At 41.0% G+C, this 23,359-nt stretch carries 13 protein-coding genes; 7 read left to right on the top strand and 6 right to left on the bottom strand.

The genetic code is table 11. From position 1 onward, the window contains the following. The first annotated feature begins 100 nt into the window (after positions 1–100). Positions 101–556 (top strand): tRNA (adenosine(37)-N6)-threonylcarbamoyltransferase complex ATPase subunit type 1 TsaE, encoded by a 456-nt coding sequence (gene tsaE, locus LC653_RS26175; protein WP_229497627.1) that lies wholly within the window; start codon positions 101–103, stop codon positions 554–556. 804 nt (positions 557–1,360) lie between these two features. Here tsaE and LC653_RS26170 read toward each other — a convergent pair. After that, positions 1,361–2,536 carry a patatin-like phospholipase family protein gene (locus LC653_RS26170; protein ID WP_229497626.1) on the bottom strand — a complete coding sequence of 392 codons (1,176 nt, stop codon included), beginning with the start codon at positions 2,534–2,536 and terminating at the stop codon, positions 1,361–1,363. Positions 2,537–3,146: 610 nt separating this feature from the next. Then, a complete protein-coding gene (locus LC653_RS26165; protein ID WP_229497625.1) occupies positions 3,147–4,466 on the bottom strand; it encodes a dihydroorotase in 1,320 nt (439 codons plus the stop codon). 271 nt (positions 4,467–4,737) lie between these two features. Here LC653_RS26165 and lepB point away from each other — a divergent pair, with 271 nt between their 5' ends. Next, on the top strand, positions 4,738–5,379 hold the full coding sequence (gene lepB, locus LC653_RS26160; RefSeq protein WP_229497624.1) for a signal peptidase I: 642 nt from the start codon (positions 4,738–4,740) through the stop codon (positions 5,377–5,379). 111 nt (positions 5,380–5,490) lie between these two features. Here the strand turns inward: lepB and tnpA are convergent, their stop codons facing one another. Beyond that, the gene (tnpA, locus tag LC653_RS26155) at positions 5,491–5,916 is read right to left on the bottom strand and encodes an IS200/IS605 family transposase (protein ID WP_229497623.1); all 426 of its coding nucleotides are present in this window, start codon (positions 5,914–5,916) and stop codon (positions 5,491–5,493) included. Between the two features lie 77 nt (positions 5,917–5,993). On the opposite strand from tnpA, the gene LC653_RS26150 reads away from it, so the two are divergent. The 5 genes from LC653_RS26150 to LC653_RS26130 all read left to right on the top strand — a co-directional run bounded on the left by LC653_RS26150 (position 5,994) and on the right by LC653_RS26130 (position 16,329). Next, a complete protein-coding gene (locus LC653_RS26150; protein WP_229497622.1) occupies positions 5,994–7,385 on the top strand; it encodes an IS200/IS605 family accessory protein TnpB-related protein in 1,392 nt (463 codons plus the stop codon). Between the two features lie 241 nt (positions 7,386–7,626). Next, complete coding sequence (locus LC653_RS26145) at positions 7,627–8,415, top strand: MOSC domain-containing protein (RefSeq protein WP_229497621.1); 789 nt, start codon at positions 7,627–7,629, stop codon at positions 8,413–8,415. Positions 8,416–8,890: 475 nt separating this feature from the next. Continuing rightward, positions 8,891–12,499 carry an ATP-binding protein gene (locus tag LC653_RS26140; RefSeq protein ID WP_229497620.1) on the top strand — a complete coding sequence of 1,203 codons (3,609 nt, stop codon included), beginning with the start codon at positions 8,891–8,893 and terminating at the stop codon, positions 12,497–12,499. Continuing rightward, positions 12,496–14,331: a two-component system response regulator gene (locus LC653_RS26135; protein WP_229497619.1), complete on the top strand. Its 1,836-nt coding sequence runs from the start codon at positions 12,496–12,498 to the stop codon at positions 14,329–14,331. The genes LC653_RS26140 and LC653_RS26135 overlap by 4 nt, the downstream gene beginning before the upstream one ends. A 630-nt stretch (positions 14,332–14,961) precedes the next feature. After that, positions 14,962–16,329: a hybrid sensor histidine kinase/response regulator gene (locus tag LC653_RS26130; protein WP_229497618.1), complete on the top strand. Its 1,368-nt coding sequence runs from the start codon at positions 14,962–14,964 to the stop codon at positions 16,327–16,329. 86 nt (positions 16,330–16,415) lie between these two features. On the opposite strand, the gene LC653_RS26125 is transcribed toward LC653_RS26130, so the two are convergent. From LC653_RS26125 to LC653_RS26115, 3 genes are all read right to left on the bottom strand, one after another. Then, complete coding sequence (locus LC653_RS26125; protein WP_229497617.1) at positions 16,416–18,047, bottom strand: hybrid sensor histidine kinase/response regulator; 1,632 nt, start codon at positions 18,045–18,047, stop codon at positions 16,416–16,418. Beyond that, positions 18,044–23,218 carry a PAS domain S-box protein gene (locus LC653_RS26120; protein WP_229497616.1) on the bottom strand — a complete coding sequence of 1,725 codons (5,175 nt, stop codon included), beginning with the start codon at positions 23,216–23,218 and terminating at the stop codon, positions 18,044–18,046. Before LC653_RS26120 ends, LC653_RS26125 begins: the two co-directional genes overlap by 4 nt. Beyond that, positions 23,160–23,359, bottom strand: a 200-nt coding sequence (locus LC653_RS26115) for a hypothetical protein (RefSeq protein ID WP_229497615.1), incomplete at its 5' end; no start/stop codon positions are given. The genes LC653_RS26120 and LC653_RS26115, both read right to left, overlap by 59 nt.

Raw genomic sequence — 23,359 nt, 5'->3', positions numbered from 1 at the left:
TTATTCCTCAATTAGGCCCCCGACTTCAGTCGTGGGGTAATAATTACGAATTACGAATTATAAATTACGAATTATTTTGACTAATGACTAATGACTAATTATGAAAATTTTTCTTGCAGATACAGAGGCGACGCTACGCTTAGGTATTACTCTCGGTGAATCTCTGACTCCTGGCAGTGTAATTTTACTAGAAGGTGATTTAGGTGCTGGTAAAACTACCCTAGTTCAAGGTATTGGCAAGGGTTTGGGAATCACTGAACCTATTGTCAGTCCCACTTTCACGCTGATTAATGAGTACATGGAAGGACGCCTCCCCCTTTACCACCTAGATTTATATCGCTTAGAACCACAAGAAGTTGCAGCGCTGAATTTAGAAAGTTACTGGGAAGGTGTTGAAGTCATACCAGGAATTGTGGCAGTTGAATGGGCGAAACGATTGCCCTACAAGCCAGATAGCTATCTAAGTGTGAGCTTGACTTATGGAAATGAGGGCACTCGTCAAGTCGAACTCATCCCATTCAATTGTGCCATTAGCGAAGTTATTGCCGCGATTTAAGCTCATCTCCCGACTTAAGTACCAATACGCTTGGGTTAAGGCTAAAAAATAAAACTAGTGTAGGTTGGGTTGAGGAACGAAACCCAACATTATCAAGCCTTTGTTGGGTAACACGAATGTTCAACCCAACGTAGCATTCTTCTTAACCCAAGCGTATTGACTTAAGTACGAGAAATGTCACCTTCTTTAGCACATACAACACGAGAAAATTTCTGCAAACAGTCGAGGGAGAACTCCACACTCGTTCTATCTGCCACTACCACGCTCACCACTGTAAATCACTAACATTGTTATTTCAACCCAAAATAAATGAAAAAATTTTGTAACAGCAGCTTTATTGCTGCAATAATCACTTAAAAAACTGATTTAGATGGTCTGTGAATGAAGAAAATGTAAACTGTCGTTGGGTTAAATGAGAGTTTTCACAGAACTTAGTCAGCTTGGTTTTACCCGATTGGTTCTCTACTGTCATTAAGAGAACAAATCTGGATTACTTAGCAGCCAAAGCTAGTAGAGAAAAGTTAAACAACATCAAGCAAGTTCTGTAGAAGTTGTCTAACTTTTCCTTATACTCAATATACCCAAACCAAAGTCATAATATATACACAAATATACTGAATTATCAAATATTTGAAAATTAATTGAAAAAATTTTAAATAGCAATAAGTTTTTCTCTTCACATCTGTAATAAATACTGATATTAATAAATTTAAATAAAACATCTCGTATTTCTACATAATTATCGTAGAAATACGAGATGTTTTGTCTTATATTAGTTGACATTAATATGTCTACGTGGATGCACTAGTTATTTTTAATGAAAGAGGCGATCGCCTCTTTTATCTGAGAACCGGAGTCGTCTCTGGTATAATACGTAAGACCTTTATCAATGAATGCAGAAGTAGTATTTATTAACTGCTCAATAATCTCTGAATTAGTGTTATCTATTTCTTCACTGACTTTTTGCCCTGTAAATAGGTTTTTTCGCTCTTCTGGAGCTAATAAAATGCGAGGATCTTTATAAGTCTCTTGTGGCTTGGGTTTGAATTTCTCATTTAAGTCAAACTGAAGACGTAAGTAACGTTTAGAATCGTATCCACCCATGATTTGCCGGCAAATCGTACTACCAATCTCAGATGTAGGTTCCATAAAGATGTTAGTAAGATTTTTTACCCAGTCTAAGCCTTTCCATTTGCTTATTTGCTTATATTGATATGGTTCACCAGTTTGACCTGTGCCAATAGAAAGGATAGAAATATCTTCTAATCGCAGATTATCAAGTTTATATTTTTGCTTGATTTCTGGAGAGACTGAAGACTGACTAATCCTCATAACTAGACTTAAAGCTGCAAGAGAGGGGTTGTTAGCAGAAACTCCTCCATCAATGTGTGGGAATTCCCAATCACCAAATTTTTCTTTATCTACAGGTTCTAATTTATATGGTGGAAAAAAAGTAGGAGCTGAGGCAGAAGCGGTACATATCTCCCATAAATAACAGTCATCGTACCATCTGTCTCCCAGATCGGGATGACAATTTGTAAAAAAGGTTGTATTACGATATAACGTATCGTAAGCAAGAATTAAGAGAACAGGTTTTTCAATATCCTTTATTTTTGTGGATTTATATGCATCTTTGAGGACGCTAATCATTCCATCATGAGAATATTTAGATACTGAAAATACATCAAGAATTGATTTGATGATAGACGGCAAGTTTTTATAGCGCTCTTTTCTATCCAACGGGAATATATCTTTACCTCTATCTTTATACAGTTTAATGAGTTCACCGCTTTCCTTTCCAACAGCAATCCCTCCTGCTAATATTGAACCGGTAGATGTGCCAGAAATCAGATCAAAGTATTCGTGTAAAAAGTTTCCTTTCCCCTGCTTTCTAATTTCTTGTTCTACTTGTTGAAGTATTCGTGCTGCAACGACTCCACGAATACCGCCACCGTCTAAAGCTAAAATTTTGAAGGACATAGTAATTCTCTTTGATTTCTAGGTTATGTTTCTGGGCATAGTTTCTGGGGACAAGCATCATGAAATGAATCGCAATATGCTTTCATTAGCTTGTTTACTCTTATGCGGCTGGAAGATACCTAAGTTTTTACCAACCGCCAACGCGTAGCGTCTCGTAAGAGTTGGACGCCAAGCAGGGAAAAGAAGAATAAATAGGTAATCTGGTAGGCTACGGGAGTAGTTATTGAGATTTGACTTGAAATACTTAGTAATAAATTCAGAGTTTCAAGTTGCAATTTCTGATACAGCGACAAGTCAATACCCTTTGGTTAAAAAGGTAAGGGAAAAAAACAAGGATTTTCGCCTTTTAGCTTTAACCAAACCGCATTGGTCTAGTCTCAATACGGTTCGGTTAGTATATTTGGCTCTCGGAGATCCCCCCAACCCCCCTTTTTTAAGGGGGGCTTTTCCTCCTATTTACCCCCTTTTTAAGGGGGTCGCCGTAGGCGGGGGGATCTTAACCAAACCGTATTGGTCTAGTCTTGACTCTGGATAGATGAAAATCTTGCCAGTTCAAGTATGGCTTTGATGTATAATTATTTGTCTACTACGTAAGGTTAAATAAATATTTCTACAAGAAAGTTAAAGCTTGACCCCGTACTTGCGTATTTACCTGACCTTTGTGATAAACTACCTCACCGCCGACAATGGTGGTTGTAGCCCAGCCGGTGAGGTTCCAGCCTTCAAAGGGACTCCAACGGCATTTGGTTAAAAGTTCCTCGCGCCGGACTGGACGGTATGTGTTTAAATCTACAAGCACTAAATCGGCATCGTAACCAGGCGCGATCGCTCCTTTATTCGGAATACCATAAGCCACAGCTACATTTTTTGACATCCAGTTAACAACTTGAGCAATAGTACACTTTCCCTCCATAGCCGCAGTTAACATCAAAGCTAGGGAAGTTTCCACCCCAGGCATTCCCGAAGGACTATTGGGGTATTCTTGAGCTTTTTCTTCTAAGGTGTGTGGCGCGTGATCTGTAGCGATGAAATCAATCACGCCATCGCGCAAAGCTTGCCAGAGAACTTCGTTATCGTGGGGCGATCGCAAAGGTGGATTCATCTGTGCCAAAGTGCCAATCTTCTCATAAGCACTGGTGTTCAACAACAAATGCTGTGGTGTCACTTCTGCTGTTACCCAACTAGGTTTCTCCTGACGCAGCAAATCTGCTTCTTCGGCAGTTGACATGTGCAAAATATGCAAACGACGTTGATATTTTTGAGAAAGTTTTAATGCCAGTTGAGTTGCAAGCAAAGCCGCTTGATTATCTTGAATTTGCGAGTGAACGGCTGGATCGTGGATGTTGGCAAATTCTTGGCGGCGTTGGTTGATTCTAGCTTGGTCTTCGGCATGAACGGCAATCAAGCGATCGCCTTTAGCAAATATCGCAGAGAGTGCTGTTTCGCCATCAACTAGCAGCTGGCCATGCATCGACCCCATGAAAATCTTAATTCCCGGTGTTGGCTTTGCCAAAAGCAAATCTGGTAGATTCTCTGCTGTTGCCCCAATAAAAAACCCATAATTAACTAAAGACTTTTGTGAGGCACGTTGTAGCTTGTCGTCTAAAGCCTGCTGTGTCGTTGTCAGGGGGCGCGTATTGGGCATTTCTAAAAATGTTGTGACTCCCCCTTTAGCACAGGCGCAACTGGCAGTGAATAAATCTTCCTTGTGTTCTAGTCCAGGTTCTCGGAAATGCACCTGCGGATCAATAACTCCTGGCAACAAAGTTAACCCTTCTGCGTCAATTTCAGTGGCTAGTGCCGTTTCGGAGATTTTTGGTGCAACTTCGACTATTTGGCGATCGCGGGTCAACACATCCCCAATCATCAGTTCACCATTGGGTAGAATTATGCGAGCGCGGCGAATCAGTAAAATTTGTGGAGATGACATAGGGTTAACTTTCTTCAGACAAGGAACTATGTATTACAGAGAACTATGCTTTTAGGTTAAACTTATTCGCGATCGGAGTAACCAATTTTTGCCGCGCGTTAAAAAAAAGTTTATTTTTAATTTATGAAGAACCCCGTCAAATCCACAATCTAAAATTGGTAGTCAAGATGGGAACATGACTAGGAAATTAAAATTTTCCCGTTAAGATTAACAGATAAAGTCTCACTAGGCAAGTTAATTACCTACATCTTTCCTTCCGTTAAGTAATTTCATGCAAAATAAAGTGTCTGATAACAACTCTAGTCCACAACCCGATAATTCTTGGATCGCAGAGCTAGGTAGAACAATTGTATTGAGCATTGTTCTAGCTTTGGGAATTCGTACCTTTGTTGCTGAAGCACGCTGGATTCCTTCTGGATCGATGGAACCGACTCTGCATGGTACGCCAAACCAGTGGGAGGCAGATAAAATCATTGTCGATAAGTTGAAGTATAAATTTGCTGACCCGCAGCGGGGAGATATTGTAGTATTTTCACCTACAAAAGAGTTACAAAAAGAACAATACCAAGATGCTTTTATTAAACGTGTAATTGGCTTACCTGGAGAAAAAGTACAACTTAAGGATGGCAAAGTTTATATCAACAACAAACCCCTCCCAGAAGCCAATTACCTCGGTTCTGATCAGAGTACAGTTATTGATGTTTGCCAATCAGGGCCACAGCCACCTTTTTTGGCGAAACCCCAGACTATACCAGCCAATTCATATTTAGTGCTAGGTGATAATCGTAACAATAGTTATGATGGTCGCTGCTGGGGTGTTGTCCCCCGCGAGAATATTATTGGACGGGCTGTAGTTCGGTTCTGGCCTCTAGATCATGTTGGAGGAATAGATAAATCGCCAATATATCCATAATTAACAATATTATTGACGCTCCCCTGCTTGAACAAAAATGTGTAGCTAACCCTACCTAAACTTCGTTATAGGTAGGGTTAGCTACACATGTATAAAAAGCGTAGCAACAGCTTATTCTGGTTTCTCTTGGTTTTGCACATATTCTATAAGTTTATCCAATGGAGCTTGTGCGCCAACGCTAATTAACGCATACGACCCTGACCAAAACTGAGGCTTTTCTGACCAATAAAATTTTTTTAAATGTTGAGAAAATTCATTCCGTAATTTTCTAGAAGTTACGGTTTTTATATTGTTTACCAATTTTGACAAATCTACACTGGGGTGAGTTTCAATTAACAAATGCACATGATCAGATTCTCCACCAAATTCGATCAATTCACATTCCCATTTAAACAACAATTCATTGACAATCGATTTCATCCTATTGAGAATTTCAACTGTAAGTGATTTCTGCCGAAACTTAGTTACTAGAACTAAATGATAAATGAGCCTAAAAGCACTGTTAGAACGGGTTTTTAGCTTGACAATATCTTTCATAACTAATTTAATAACCGTATTGACAACTAAAAAGGTATCCTGATACTATATCTTTGTCAAGGTCGAGACAATAGCCAATGAGTAAAGCAAGAACCAAAAGAAAAGCTGCACAGGAAATCAGAACTGATGTATGGGATTTGTCAGCAGACAATGAACAAAAGCACAAGATGGTTTTAACGATAGAAGCCTATCGTAAGTTTTTAATTCCGTTGGTGATTGTTATTAATGCTCAATGGCAATATCTTGGCGAATTAACAGCGCATGATAAGGTAAATGCGGTTGAGAAAATGATTCATAAAACCGCAGATAATCCCAATCATAAACATAAGTATTTTCAGATTGTAGTTGACAAATATCAGTTCTTTAAAAAGTTTCCTAGCTACTTAAGACGCGCAGCAATAGCTGATGCCATTGGTATAGTTTCAAGCTTTCAAAGCAGATATTATGAATGGCAATCAGGAATAAGAAAGCATAAAGCAGCTAAACCACCAAAATTAACTGCTATGTGCAAAACTTACCCTGCTTTATATAAAGGTCAGCAAGTACGCTATAACTTAAATTATCAAACTGTAGATATTAAAGTATGGAGTGGTACAGATTGGGTATGGCTTAATAACATCAAAGTTAAGAAGCATGGGTTATCTCGTCATCTAATTGATGGCAACGAGATACAATCACCCGCATTAGTGGTTAATAAGAACAAATGTCAACTTTCTATGCCAGTTAAAATCAAGAAAGTTGATAGGGAAGATTCTGAATTTGTGTGTAGTGTTGATATGGAAATTAACAATGCTGCCACAGCATCAATTGTTGGTAAAAACGGTACTGTAAAAGCAAGGAAATTCATCAATCCTGCCAGAGACATAGACCGACGAAACCAACGTAGAATGATGATCAAAAGAAAATCTTCTCAGACTGCCAACATTACAAAGCAGAAGTTATCCAATGGTTTTTGTCGGGGTCTTTACCGCAAGTCGGCTAACGTCAATCTAGAAATATCACGTAAAGTTACGAGAGGCATTATAGAGTTTGCAAAATCTCATAATATTAAAGTGATTGTATTTGAAAATTTATCGGGATGGAAAGCGAAAGCAGGTAAAAAAGGTTCTTTACAAAAACAAAAATTCCATCTCTGGTGTCACTGCAAAATAGTTGAGTTGATACAGCAAAGATGGAATGAGCTAGGAGGTAAAGTAGTTTTTGTTAACCCTAAATACACAAGTGCTTATGCTTTTGATGGTAGTGGAAAAGTCAAAAGAAGCAAAGTTAATTATTCACTTGCTGTATTTCAAAATGGTAAGCAGTATAACGCTGATTTATCAGCTTCATACAATATCGGTGCTAGATATTGGTATTCATTAATTATTGGGGATAAACATTTTTCTAGAGTGTTCGTAGGCAAAAGTTCCAACGACACACTGAGAACGCCAGTAACTCTGGGGACGTTGAGAAATTTATTAGTTTCTTAGCGAAAGAATCCCCAACTATAACCGCAAGGTTTAGTTGGGGTGCGTTCAACAAGTAACGCGAGTGCTTACTTGCTCAGAAAACCAGGGGAGTCAGCCCCTTCCCTACGGGACGCTGCGTGACTTCCGCCTTGCGGCACTAGCCACTCGTATAAGTAACAAAAGAATTTTAGATTGAGGGCTGCTAGATTACCAATCTTAACTCCGCTCAGACTTTTTGCAAAATCTAAAATCCAAAATTGCTATGAAGCCTTACTTAGCCAAGATTTTACTGTATCCAGTTAAGTCACTGGATGGTATTGAAGTTGAAAACGCTAGAGTTCTTGCCAGTGGCGCACTACAGCATGACCGCGAGTTTGCCATTTTTGACGAACAGGATAGATTTGTCAATGGCAAGCGTCATGCTAAAATCAATTTAGTAAGGGCGCAATTTGCACTCTTAAATAGAACTATCTCGTTGCAGATGCCAGGCGGTGACTCACAACAAATTTTTCATCTGGATGAGGAACGGCAAGCATTAGAAGCAATTTTGAGTGATTTTTTTGAGTTTGCTGTCACATTAAGGCAAAACTCTATGATGGGTTTTCCTGACGATACACACTCACCTGGCCCAACGGTAATTAGTACAGCAACATTGGCAGAAGTAGCTTCTTGGTTTCCCGGTTTAACTGTAGATGAAATACGCCGTCGGATGCGTGCCAACATCGAGATTGATGGTGTACCAGCATTTTGGGAAGATCGGCTATTTAGTGAACAAGGTGATTTAGTCTCCTTTCGACTGGGAAATGTGGATTTTTTTGGAGTTAATCCATGTCAGCGTTGTATAGTCCCAACACGCGATTCTTACTTAGGGAAAGCTTACCCAAACTTTCAAAAAATATTTGCAACCCAGCGACAAGCAACTCTGCCAAATTGGGTTGCTTCATCACCTTTTAATCACTTTTACAGATTGAGTGTCAATACCCAATTACCCCCATCGTCAGCTGGAAAAATTTTACAAATCGGCGATGAGCTTGACATACTTCCACAATAAAATTAACATTTATTTAAAATAAAAAATATTAGGTAAATTTTTTTAGATTTTTACTCTGTATTTGTATGAAAATTTTAAAATTGTTGTACTTAAATATAAGTTTTTGTACAAGTCCAAAGGTTTTGATCTGGAAAATCAAGACATCAGCAATTAAAAATTAAATTTAGGATTGGGTGCTAATGACGACCTGAATTTTAGAATGGCATACTGTAGCTTATCGGTTAAATTTCAGTTCATCCGAGAAAATCTGATAAAACTGAGTAAATTTAGGTGCGGCCGCAAAGTCTGAAAATTAGGCGTTGGGGGAATTTAGCCAGTCAAAGAAGTAGAAAATCAATCTCTGTATTTTTTTATACTAAGTAGAGCAAAAAATATGTCATATTAAAAGCATAATACGCCGTAATTCTCCTGATATTAAGTGTAGCTGATATGGCAACAATACCCCTAATATATGCTGGGGAAGAATTAAACAACAATGTTATCCAAACTTCAGCCCGTCAAATCTATTAATCGCTTAGTTGGCAAAGTTTATGCCAATATGCCCCTGAGGTATGTTCTGATTGTGCCCTTTATATTGCAAATTTGTGGGGCGGTGGGACTTGTGGGCTATCTTTCGTATCAAAACGGCCAAAAAGCGGTAACGGAGCTTGCTACGCAACTAGAAAATGAAATCTGCGATCGCATTGAACAGCATCTTGATAGGCATTTAACAACCCCGAAGCAAATCAATCAAATCAACTTAGATGCAATTGAGCTAGATTTGCTCAACCTTTCAGACTTTAAAACCACCGGAAATTATTTTTGGAAACAAATGCAGGTTTTTAATGTTGGCTACAACAGCTTTGCCAATTCCAAAGGTGAGTTTATCGGTATTGAACGTTTAGATAATGGCACGCTCTTAATTAATGAAGTTACCGAAAAGCATGGCATCGGGAAACTTTATGTTTACGATACAGACTTGAAAGGGAATCGCCGCCAGCTTCAACAAGTTAAAAATTACGATCCTCGTGTAGAAGCGTGGTATGCAGATGCAGCTAAGATGGGCAAACCAGTTTGGAGTCAAATTTATCAATGGGAAGATAAACCAGAAGTCCTATCCATATCTTCTAGCTATCCTGTTTACGATAAAAATCAGAAACTTGTTGGGGTGATTAGTGTTGATTTGCTATTGTTACAAATCGGCAATTTTTTAGCCAACTTAAACACCAAACAATCGGGTAAAACTTTTATTTTAGAGCGCTCGGGGTTAATAGTAGCTTCTTCTACTACTGAGTCACCATATACCATCATTAATCGTCAAGCAAAACGCCTATCGGCATTAGACACTGAAGATTCTTTAATTCGACTCACAACCCAGTCTTTGATCAAACGCTTTGGCAGTCTTGCGTTTGTTGTTGGGAAGCAACAGCTAAGTTTTACCGCCGATGGAATGCGTTATTTTGTGCAGGTAAAAAACTGGAAGGATGAACTGGGTTTAGATTGGCTAATTGTGGCGGTGATTCCCGAAGGCGAATTTATGGAGCAAATTAATGCTAACACCCGCATCACTATTTTGCTGTGCATAGTTGCTTTTTTAGTCGCTACAATAATTGGAATTTTCACTAGTCGCTGGGTAATCAAGCCGATTTCACAATTAAACACATCAGCGAAGAAAATTGCTAAAGGTGAATGGGAGCAAATACCAGAAATTCAGCGTTCGGATGAACTAGGGGAACTAGCCAAGTCATTTGAAACTATGGCAAAGCAACTCCAAGTATCCTTTAGTACTTTGTCAGCAAAGAATGCTCAGATGCAAGTCTTAAATGAGGCGCTATCTCACAGTCAGAGTCGGCTAACTCAATTTTTAGAAGCCATGCCGATAGGTGTATTTATCATAGATGCTGAAGGTAAACCTTATTACACAAATAATATTGGGCAGCAAATTCTAGGTCAAGGAGCGATAGCACAAGTTAGCACCGAACAATTGTCAGAGGTATATCAAGCTTACCTTGCTGGGACAGATCAACTTTACCCCAGCGATCGCCTGCCGATTTTGAGAGCATTGCTTGGGGAAAGCACCAGGATCGATGATATGGAAATTCGCCATTCTGACAAGATTATTCCCATTGAAGTTTTGGGAAAGCCAATTTATGATGAATCAGGAAATCTTGCTTTTGCGATCGCGACATTTTTTGATATTACCCAACGCAAACAAGCAGAAAACTTATTAGCAGAATACAATCGCACCTTAGAGGCTCAAGTAAAAAAACGTACTGAACAGTTCCAGCAAGCTATCGAGCAACTGCAAATCACCCAACAAGAACTGATTCAATCGCAAAAAATTGCCGCACAGGAACAACAAGCAGCTGTTCGTGAAGCGGCGCGAAGCACCGCCGCTAACCTCGCTAAAAGCGAATTCCTTGCTAACATGAGCCACGAACTGCGTACCCCACTCAATGCCATTCTCGGTTTTACCCAAGTCATGAGCCGAGATTATTCGCTATCTGGCGAACATCAAGAAAACTTGGCAATTATTAATCGTGCTGGCGAACATCTACTCAACTTAATTAACGACATTCTAGAAATGTCCAAAATCGAAGCTGGCAGAATCACATTAAACACCAGCAGCTTTGACTTAATTCATGTATTGAAGAAGTTAGAAGAGATGCAACACGCAAGTGCTGCATCTAAAAATTTAGAACTAGTGTTTGAATATGCACAAAACATTCCTAAATACATAGAAACGGACGAAAATAAATTGTGTCAAGTCTTGCTCAACCTCTTGGGAAATGCCATTAAATTTACTAATACTGGGAGGGTGACACTACGGGTGAAACTGGGGGCTGGGAGCTGGGAAACTGAGGAGCAGGGAGAGCAAAATCTCCCTCATCCCCCTCATCTCTTCTTCGAGGTACAAGACACTGGCTGCGGTATTGCCCCACAAGAACTTGACTTGTTGTTTGAAGCTTTTGAGCAAACCGAAATCGGCAGAAAATTCCAACAAGGGACGGGATTGGGTTTGGCGATTAGCCGGAAATACGTGCAACTGATGAAAGGAGATATTACTGTCAACAGTATCCCTGGTGTCGGTAGTAGATTTGCCTTTGATATTCAGATTGCTCTAACTTGCCCCAGAGAAATGCCAACAAACCAAGTTAGATACCAAACTCTAGCTTTAGCACCTACTGAGAAAGCATACCGTATCTTAGTAGTTGACGACTCCAAAGAAAGCCGGATGTTGTTAGTTAAAATTCTCACATTTGTTGGCTTTGAAGTTAGGGAAGCTAGAGATGGTAGTGAAGCAGTTGCTAATTGGGAATCTTGGCAACCACACTTGATTTTTATGGATATGCGAATGCCGGTTATGGACGGTTACGAAGCGACAAGAATAATTAAAGCTAAACAAATAGGGTATAGGGCAGCCAATACGTTGCGGAGGTTCCCAAAATCGGAACAGTTGCTGTCGTCAGGGAGCCAGTACCTTGCGTCCGGGTTCCCCGATTCCGGCGAGTCCGAAGTTCTCGTTGTACCGCTATTCAAAACCCAGCTAGGCACAGCGTCCCCCACACCAGAAGCAACTAGTGTCATGGAAAATGATGCTAATGGTGCCGCAAAGCGATCGCCAACAGCCCTAGCTCCCCCTGATGACTTCTCTGGGGCAGAGCAGAGTTGCTCTAATACAAATACGATCATTATTGCCCTAACTGCTAGCGCCTTTGAAGAAGAACGCCAGAAAATTTTGTCCATTGGCTGCGATGATTTTATTCGCAAGCCATTCACACAAGAAGTATTATTGGAAAAACTGAGCCAACATCTGGGTTTAAAGTATACCAACCAAGTAGAAAACACAAACACAACAGTTGTCGATGAAGCTACACCGATGTTTATCACTGTTACCGAACTCCTGAGCCATTTATCAGAAATGTCCCCTGAGTGGCTCCAACATATTTACTATGCCGCAGCTAGCTGTAGCGATGAACTGATTTTAGAGTTACTCAAGCAAATTCCATCAGATAATAGTCAAGTTTTCAAAGTTCTCCGGGATTTAGCGAATAACTACCAGTTTGAGAAAATCATGGAATTGACTAAAACAAACGTAGAATGAATCACGAGCATTTAGACCCTAATAAAAAAGATATTTTGATCATTGACGATATGGCGGATAACCTCCGGGTTTTATCGTCGATCTTGACAAGGGAAGGGTATAACGTTCGTAAAGCCTTGAACTGGCAAATGGCACTGACGGCAACTCAAACAGTATTACCGGATTTGATTCTACTTGATATTATGATGCCAGAAGTAGATGGCTATGAAGTTTGTCAGACCTTTAAAGCTTGGGAGCTAACAGCCGATATTCCGGTGATTTTTATTAGCGCTTTAGATGATGTTTTTGACAAAGTTAAAGCCTTTAAGGTAGGTGGTGTAGACTACATCACCAAACCTTTTGAGTTTCAAGAAGTTTTAGTGCGCGTGCAAAATCAACTGGCATTGAGGTCGGCGCGATTAGAAGTATTGAAGCTAAATGTCGAACTGGAAGATCGGGTAAAACAGCGGACTGGGGAGCTAGAAAAAACTCTCCAAAAACTCCAAGAAGAAATAAATTCCCGGCAGAAATTGCAAAGTCAACTGTTAGACATAGCGCTGCATGATTCCCTGACTGGATTACCAAACCGAGTTTTGTTTGTTAGGCGACTAGAAAATGCTTTAAATCGGGCGAAGCAAGAATCTAGTTATCAGTTTGCACTCCTTTTTTTGGACTGCGATCGCTTCAAAGTTATCAATGATTCCCTTGGACATCTGGTGGGAGATGAATTGCTGATAGCCATCGCTTATCGCCTGCAAGCATGTCTGACACCTATTAATACTCTAGCACGATTGGGCGGTGACGAATTTGGAATTATCTTAGAAAATATCACACATATCAATATGGCAATCCAAGTTGCCGAACAAATTCTGCAACAGCTATCACTCGCTTTTAAGCTGTCCAGATATGAAGTATTTATGAATGCCAGTATTGGGATTAGTTGGGGCAATAAAAATTACGAGCGCCCAGAATATTTGCTGCGGGATGCTGATACGGCAATGTATCGGGCTAAGGCTCAAGGAAGAGCCAAATATCACGTTTTCAATCCAGCGATGCATCAGGAAGCTATTCAGCTTTTAGAGTTAGAAAATGATCTGCGAAGGGCTGTTGAAAGACAAGAATTCCTCGTTTATTATCAACCAATTGTTTCACTGACTACAGGCAGAATTTCTGGATTTGAAGCCTTGGTGCGCTGGCGACATCCGATTCGCGGTCTGGTTTCTCCCATAGAATTTATTCCTGTGGCAGAAGAAACAGGTTTGATTAATGCCATCAATACTTGGGTATTACAGTCAGCTTGTCATCAACTCAGCATTTGGCAACATCATCCAGTGACACCAGAACCTCTAACTATGAGTGTCAATTTGAGTGCTAGGTTATTTTCACAGGCTAATTTAGTAGATCAAATTGACCGAATAATTTATGGAAGTAACATAAATCCTGCATACTTAGAATTAGAAATTACAGAAAGTGTAATTATGGAAAATTCTGATGCAATTGCAATAATTCTTCAACAACTAAAGCAGCGAAAAATAAAATTGATTATGGATGACTTTGGTACAGGATATTCCTCTTTAAGTTACCTACACAGCTTTCCTTTGAATGCACTCAAAATTGATAAATCTTTTGTTAAACGTATGCAAGAAAACAAAGAGAATATGGGACTAGTACCAGCAATGATTGGCATTGCCAACTCAATGGGAATGAGTGCGATCGCGGAAGGTGTCGAAACACAAGAACAGTTAGCCCAATTAAGAACTTTAAACTGTAATTTTGCTCAAGGATATCTGTTTTCTAAACCCATAGAAGAACAATTGGTTACTAAGTTACTTGCCGCAGCACCTCAATGGTAAGTAGGTGGGCGCTAAAAAATATAACTAGATTAAGAAATGTAAATCGCTTAAAAGCTGATATTCAAAGCGTTTCTGGCGCTTTACATAAATTTACACAGTTCGGTTTAATTGTGCTTACTTACCTATCAAATAACACTTGGAAAAATTTCATTGTTGACGCTCGGCTAGATAATCTGCCTGTATTATCTACTATAGAACTTACGCAGAAAACCTCTCAAACTCTTATTCCTCCGTGTCGCGCCAGTTGCTGTCATAGCGGGAACGCGCTTGAGCGAACAAGTCTCTTAACCGCAAGGGCGCACTGGCTTCTCTGCGTCGCGCCAGTTGCTTCTCCCAAGGGGAGACGCGCAAGGGACAAGTCTCTTAACCGCAAGGGCGCACTGGCTTCTCTGTGGTTCGATTTTCCGTTCCTTGTGCGTAAGTCCTGTACTATACTGCTGTAACCGGGCTATCAAGTTCGCAAAGCTCCTAATTGACTAATAGCTGTCCTAGTCTGTAAAACTCTCCAAGCACTGTAGGAGTTAGACTATAAATACAAGTATTCTGGTGAAATTGATAAAAATTTTTTAGGATTATTTAAAACAAGTATTTACTATACTCAATTATTACAAATATAGCTTTTTATACATAATGCATTTAAATCAAACTAACCATTATAAAAGAAATATTTTGGTGGTCGATGATACGCCAGATAATTTGCGGCTTTTATCGGCAATGTTGACTGCACAAGGTTTTGAAGTTCGCAAAGCCTTAAACGGTAAAATGGCACTAACTGCTTGCCAAATGGTTTTGCCAGATGTGATTTTGCTGGATATCAAGATGCCAGACATGGATGGCTATCAAGTTTGTCAACAGCTAAAAGCTGACGAGAAAACTTGTGAAGTCCCAGTAATTTTTATTAGCGCCCTGGATGATATTGTAGATAAAGTAAAAGCCTTTGATGTTGGTGGTGTAGATTATATTGCAAAACCTTTTCATGGGGCAGAGGTTGTCTTGCGAATTGAAAATCAGATTAATTTACGTTTGCTTCAAGTTCAACTGCAAGAAAAAAACTTTTTACTCCAACAAGCTCTTGACAATTTGAAAGCCTCTCAAGTTAAACAGATTCAGAGCGAAAAGATGGTGGCGCTGGGACAGTTAGTGGCTGGGTTTGCTCATGAGATTAATAACCCTATCAGTTTTATTTATGGGAATCTCCAATATGCTGGTCAATATGTGCAAGACCTAATTAATCTGATTGAGGCTTATCAACAGGAATATCCCAAAGCCACACCAAAAATTCAGCAAATAGCTAAAGATATAGACCTGAATTTTATGATTACGGATCTGCAAAACCTGATAGGTGCAATGTATAGAGGATCTGATCGCATTCGGGAAATTGTACTAGCGCTACAACACTTTTCTCGGCATGATGAAGCAAAGATGAAGCAGGTAAATATCCATGAAGACATCGAAAACACTTTGGTGATGTTACAACATAGACTCAGGGAAACAGCAGACCATCCGGCAATTGTTGTAGTGAAAGATTATGGTAAGTTGCCCCTAGTCACTTGTTATGCAAGTGAATTAAACCAAGTATTTATGCATCTGTTGAATAATGCTATTGATGCAATAGAAGGGGGAGTGGGGAATGGGAAGTGGGGAGTGGGGAACCAATTTTTAGAAGGGGGAGTGGGGAATGGGGAGTGGGGAGTGGAGAAGCAATCTTCTACTCCCTACTCCCTACTCCCTACTCCCCAAATTCGGATTCACACAGAATTAACAGGCTTGAATATGGTCAAAATTGCGATCGCAGACAATGGCCCTGGTATTGAAGAGTCGTTGCGATCGCGTTTATTTGACCCATTTTTTACCACAAAACCTGTGGGCAAAGGTAGTGGGCTAGGGTTATCGATTAGTTATCAAATTATTGTGCAAAAACACCGAGGACAGATTACCTGTACCTCATCTGTTGGCAAAGGAGCAGAGTTTGCGATCAAAATTCCCATCGAGCAATAAGAGCGTTAGCCAACAGCGAACTCGGTAAATTGTCGTTTGAAGAGGGAATAAAAGTTTAACTGCTGATGGATACGTTGTGTCACTAATCACTCTGCCAGGGTTAACGGCAATTGAACTGTGAACGTTGTCCAGCCCTGAGAACTGGTAACTTCAATTGTGCCTTGGAGATATTCTACTAACTTCTTCACTAATGCTAAACCTAATCCTGTACCGTCATGTTCCCAGCGATCGCTTTGAGGAATTCGGTAAAACGGCTCAAAGATTCGAGATTGTTCTTTTTTAGGGATTATTACCCCAGAATTGCTAATTGTGATTTGAAAGTAGGAAACTTGAAGATTATCTAATACACCAGATTCAGCATCCTCATTTATTAGACTTTTTGTGGTGTCGATTACCCGAACATTCACCGTAATTTGTTCATCAGCAGGAGTATATTTACAAGCATTGTTGAGTAACTCTGTGACAATTTCGGTTAAGCTAGCTAAGTCTGTAACTAAAGGTGGTAAATTTGGAGAAATGCTAACTTGAAAAGACTGTTGCCTAGCTCCAGCTCTTTCACCAAAATACTCGGCAACGTGAGGTAGCCAGGTTTGAAGTTGAATTGAAGTTAATTCCAACGGATAGACATCTGCATCAATCATTCGCATATATAGTAAATTGTCTACTAAATCTAGTTCTTGTTCGCACTGTTCACGCAGGATAGTTAAGTAGCGGGCTACAGATTCAGATGGGGAAAGTGCGTTTGAATTTAAGATACCCTGCCCATCAAGAATATTTTCTAGCACGGAAATGGCCATTTTGATGTTTGACAAAGGCGTTCGCATTTCATGAGAAGTGGTTGCGAGAAAATCCTCTTTCAACTGGTTTAGCCGTTGGAATTCTGCCACTTGAATTTCTAGTTGTTGGGCACGTTGAGCTGCAAGATTTTGTTCTTCGGTTAATCGTCGTTGCGTGTCATCCCGAAAAACTAGTACAGCTCCTGTAATTACACCACTATTATTTCTCACAGGAGTAGCGCTATCAGCTACTGGTATACTTGTCCCGTCTCTAGCAACTAGTAAGATGTGACTGCCTAGATAGATGGTAGTTTCTTGTTGCAGGGCTGCGATAATTGGATTTTGAGCGGGGATCTGAGTTTGTTCATCAACGAGCTTGAACACCTCGGTTAACATTCGTCCCTTGGCTTCATTCCATCGCCACCCTGTCAATGCTTCAGCTACCTGATTTAGATACTTGATGGTTAACTGAAGATCGACTACAATCACCCCGTCCCCCATTCCTCGAAGCACAGAACTCAAAAATTGCTCATGATTGTAACGATTGAGTGCTGTTTGAATGGCAACGTAGAGTTCTTGCTCCTTAATTGGTTTGAGAATATATCCAAAAGGGGATGTCAGCGTTGCCCTATCTACAGTACTTTTATCTGAGTGTCCTGTGACGTAGATAGCAGGAATTTGCAAATTATGCCAAATTTGCTCTGCTGCCTGGATACCGTCCATTTCACCCCGTAACCTGATATCCATTAAAATCAGGTTTGGGCGTAATTCGGTTGCTTTTACAATTGCCCCTTCTGCGGAATCGGCTATATCTAAAACAGTGTATCCCAGAGACTCTAAACTTTCTTGCAAATTGATCGCAAGAATATATTCGTCTTCAACAACGAGGATTCTAACTGTCTGCTTTGTATGTATGTTTGATGGGATGTCAATTATGTTCATGCACGGCTGTTTGTAAAAGTAATTTTGAACTGTGTTCCGTGGTGAGAGTCAATTTCGAGCTTTCCCCTCAGTTGCTTGACTAAACCCTGGAGAAGGGTTATGCCGAGTGTTTTAGCTTTCTTGCTATCAAAATTTTCAGGTAAACCAATACCATTATCTCGAATAATCAGTGCCAAAGTAGACTTGGATTCTTGATAAAACTTAACCTCAATTTCCCCTCTACGATTACCAATAAAAGCATATTTCAAAGCATTGGAAACCAGTTCATTGATAATCAAGCCACAGGGAATGGCGGTTTCGATGTCGAGCCTAGCATTATCAACTTGAATCTTCAGTTGAATCTGGCTAGAACTGACGTTATAGGAATCAAATAAATGAGTTGTTAAATCTGGGATGTATTGAGCGAAATCAATATCAGCGAGGTCTTCAGAGCGGTATAACTTTTCATGAACCAAGGCAATGGAGGCAACGCGGTTTTGGCTATCGCGCAAAATAGCTGTCACCAGAGGATCTTGTGTACGTCTGCACTGCATTTGCAGCAAACTGCTGACAATTCCTAAATTGTTTTTCACCCGATGGTGAATTTCTTTAAGTAATACCTCCTTTTCTTTCAGAGAGGCTTTGATTTTTTCCTGCGTTTGCTTATGCTCGGTGATGTCTTGTTGGACAGCCACAAGAACGCTTCCATACTCAGGATGCTCAAAAACGGAAGCTTTCGCCCTACACCAGAACAGAGTGCCATCTTTCTTAACATTATAAACTTCATAAGTGGACTCACCGTGTTGCAAGACAGCAGTCCTAATCGCCTGGTAAACTTCTTCAGGTGTAGTATGTTCGTCACCATAGTTGACAATCGACACATGCTGACCGATTAATTCACCAGGTTCATAGCCAAACATCTGCTCAAATTTAGGATTAGTGTAGACAAACACGCTATCTGTGGCATGAATTAGGCAAATTCCCTCTGCCATGTTACGGGTAATCACTGCTTGCAGTTGTAACATTTGTTCAGCGCGTTTGCGATCGCTGATTTCAACTACAACAATGCCCATGCTAATGGGTTGATCGGCTTGAGACTGAATCGGAAAGTAAGAAGCTAGCCAAGTTCTGATTACACCGGGCAGTTTTGGAGTTTCGCCGCTAATCTCAAAATCCAGAATCGCTTCACCCGTGGTTAAAACATGTTCAAAGATCGGTTCGAGCCTTGATGCCAAATCAGGGATAATCTCCCACAGAGTTTTGCCAATATGCGCGGCTGCGGGAATGCCATTAATTTCTGCTAATGCTTCATTAATCAATGAGTAACGCAGTTGCCGATCCAGAATGGTTATACCAACGGGTGCGCTATTGATGAAGCTATCCAATAACTTTTGCTTGTGAGCCAGTTCTCGCTCCAAAATCTTCCGTTCTGTAATGTCAATCGCCACCCTACCCACTAGCTTTTGTGCAGACAATCCCAGGATCGGGAACTTATATACCAAGAACTCTCCAAGGGTGCCGTCTGGTCGGCAAGCAACTTCGATCGCCTCAATTACCTGATTTGTCTGTATAACTGTCTGAATGCGATCAAAATGCTGCCGAGCAATTTCATCTGGGTAGAGATCAAAAATGGATCGTCCAATCACCTGTTCGGGTAGTAATTTAAATGTATCCAGGTATGCTTGGTTTAAGTAAAGTACACGCGCGTCCGCATCAGTGATCCAAGCTAGCACGGGGCTATTGTTCATAAATGCCTGGAACCGGGCTTCACTTTCTTGCAGGGCTGCTTCTGCTTGCTTGCGATCGCTGATATCAATAATTACCCCTAACATCCGAACAGGTTCGCCTGCTTCGTTGTAAATGCCGCGCCCTTTCCCAATCAGCCAGTAAACCCTGCCATTGGGATAAATCACTCGATATTCACCTTGAAAATTAATATGTTGTGCTAAGGCATCTAATACAGCTTGTTCAATTCGGTCAACATCCTCTGGATGAACACGATCGCGCCATAGCTGATAGCTAGCTGCTGATGCTTCTGGCTCTAAACCTAACAAACGAAAATGGTTGTCGTTCCAGATAACTTCATTTGTTTTAACATTCCAATCCCAGATACCGACGTGGTTAAATTCTAACGTTAGTCTGAGTTGTTCTTCACTTCTGGCTAAGGCTGCTTCGGTTTGTTTGCGTAAGCGAAGCTCGTCGTAAACATCGCTGATATCCCGATGAGTACCAGTCATCCGCAAAGAGTTCCCTTGTCCATCTCGCATGACAACTTTGCCGTAGTTGGCAATCCATTTGCATTCGCCCGACTTAGTTCGGAGTCGATAGTTAAATTTGTAGGGTAGTGAATTATTCTTTAAGTGATCTGCCAAGATTTTCTCAACCCAAGGCAGATCGTCTGGATGAACTAATCGCTTCCAGGTACTAAGATCCTGTGGAAGTTCATCGAAACTGTATCCAAGCATTTCTAAATAGCGGGGGCTGTAATATACTTCTCCAGTGAGAATATTCCAGTCCCATAAAGCATCCCCAGAAGCTTCTAGTGCTAATTGTAATCTCTCTTCACTTTCTCGGAGAGCTATTTCTGCCAGCTTGCGATCTTCTGCAACACGCTTGAACGCAGTGATATCCGTGACTCGTACCAGGTTCATCACATTGCCAGCGACTGTGATTTGTTTGGCTGCTATGTTTCCCCAAAAGGGATTGCCCTGCTTGGTAACATATTCAATTTCTCGACTCCAAAACCCTTGCTGGTTCATTTCTTCGGTTATGGAGGTTAACTCATCAGGGGTGAACTGTTGTTTTTGCAGAGTGTGACCTTCAATATTAATGAGTTCAGCTTTGCTAGAGGCTGCAAATAGCTTCACTGCTTGATCGTTACAGTCAGTGGTGAGTAAAGTTTCTGCATCCACAAGAAAGAGCGCATCAGCAGATTCATTATAAATAGCTTCTAGAAGGTCACGACTACGAATAATTTCTAATTCAGTTTGTTTTCGTTGTGTAATATCTAGGATAGATCCTAATAACTTAACTGCATTCCCTTGAGGATTATAAACTATCTCTGCTTTCCCCTCAAGGTAGCGGACTGAGCCATTGGGTCGGACAATTCGATACTCAATATTGAAAGGGGTTTCTTGGGCGAGCGCCTGTTCAAAATTGGTCTGGAACAGTTCTCGATCCTCTGGATGAAGCATCTGGAGGAATTCTGCCTGGGTAGGTTCGCTTTGAGTTGGATTTAGACCAAAAATGCGAAAAGTTTCTATTGACCAGCAGCGCTTTTTCGTTTCTAAGTTCCATTCCCAACTGCCTACATGGGCGATCTGTTGAGTAGTGGCTAGCTGCGCTTCACTTTGTTGGAGTTTTTCCTCAGCTTCTTTGTGTTCGCTAATGTCCCCAAGTGAACCGACCAATCGCACTGGATTTCCTTGTTCATTCCAGATTGCTTTGGCCCGCGATCGCACCCAGCGATAACTGCCATCTTTGCACCGCAGACGATACTCAAGGTTATAATCGGCAACTTGCTGAAGCAAATAAGCTTCTTGTGCAGCCATAACTCTGGTATAATCATCAGGATGAATGCGAATACTCCATTCATGATCGCAATTGCTAAGTTCGTTGGGTTCATATCCCAAAATTGTGAACCAACGCTCAGACCGGAAGGTTTGATTAGTAGATATGTCCCAATCCCAAATTGCTTCATTAGTACCTGCGATCGCTAATTGCCAACGTTCTTGACTTTCGCGCAATGTTTCTTCAGTGCGCTTGAGGTGGGTGACATCTACCACCAGTCCATCCCAAGCCACACGCCCATCGTTCAACTGATGTGGCGTAGAACGAAAATTAAGCCATTTGAGTTGACCACTAGGCGTTCGGATTCGCAGTTGAATATCAAATACAGACAGATTCAGGCGGGACTCTGCAACGGCTGCCTGTAAGCGAGGGATATCCTCTGGAATAAACTGGCGATAAAGCAGAGATGAATCTTTGAGTGCATCTTCTGCCTTGACTTCCATCAGTCTTTCAATCCCCCCACTCAGGTAGGAAAAGCGATCGCTATCATCCAATTCGCGGATCACTCGATAAACTGCGCCATTAAGCAGATTATCTCCAATCAAGTACAACATCACTTCACGCTCATACAAGGCGAGTTCTGTTGCTTTGCGTTCAGTGATATCTCGCCCTTCTGGAATCAACAAAACGACTTCACCCGTCTGGTTTTGCAACGGACGCAGTGAAAAATCGATTGTTGCTACTCGGTTATTTGCGCCGAGAACATCAACTTCATAGCGGACAAACTCCCCTTGAGCTGCACGAGCGATCGCTTGTTTTAATTCTTCTTGAATTTGAGGTGAAATCGTCCACCAGTGTGCTTCCCAAAAAGGGCGATTAATCACATCTTCAAGCTTAAGCCCGCCAAAAGTGAGCGCAGTCTGGTTTGCTTCTAGTAAAATGCCATCTGGCGTTAGCAGTCCTGTGAATTGGAAAGTGTTATAGGATACACGGAATCGGCGATCGCTTTCCTGTAGTGCAGTAGTGCGTTCCTCCACTTTGGCTTCTAACTCGGACTTGAGGGTTTGCAGGTTGTGGTAGAGTTGGGCTTGTTGGATAGCGATCGCTAGTTGCACCGTCAGTTGGTTGAGAAATTCTATCTCAAATGTCTGCCATTGTCGCGGTGCAGAACATTGATGCACGATGAATAACCCCCATTCAACTGCTGGAGTCCCTTGGTTCTCTAACAAAATGGGGACAACTAAATTCGCTTTGATTTGAAACTGTTCCAAAAATTGAATATGGCGATCGCTTAAACCCGCTTCGTAGATGTTCGTCGCTGCCCAGATTTTTCCTTGGTAGTATTCTTCCCCTTGGCTTTGCTGAAAATCGGTATCTTCAACGAAGAGGCTGGGGGAAAAAGGAAAATTTTCCCCCCTGCTCCCTGCTCCCTGCTCCCTTTCCTTTTGTTCAATCTCCAGTCCCAAGGTTGGTGTCCATTGGGATAATACCGACTCAGCTATGACTTTACCCGCCATCTGATGAGTAAATTGATACACCAGCACGCGATCAGCCTTGAGTAACTGGCGGACTTCTTTGACACTCTTAGCGAGGATATCTTGAAACTTCAAGGACTTGCGAATATCAAGAGCGATCGCTCCAATTAACTTTTGTTGTTCCTGTAGCTGTTTTAGCTGCTGCATTAGCTGTAATTGTTATACCAATTTGAAAAAAGAATGCGACAGATGGTAAATATAGATAGAAGTAGCATTCAGGGTATGTGATGGCAGGGGTAACGCATATCGAGATTGAAGAAACTGTCGAGGAACTAGAGGAGTTGCTCA

Source organism: Nostoc mirabile CHAB5784 (assembly GCF_020829645.1).
Classification (GTDB): Bacteria; Cyanobacteriota; Cyanobacteriia; order Cyanobacteriales; family Nostocaceae; genus Nostoc; species Nostoc mirabile.
Note: the sequence above shows the minus strand (reverse complement) of the source record. Positions and strands in the feature narration are given on the sequence as shown.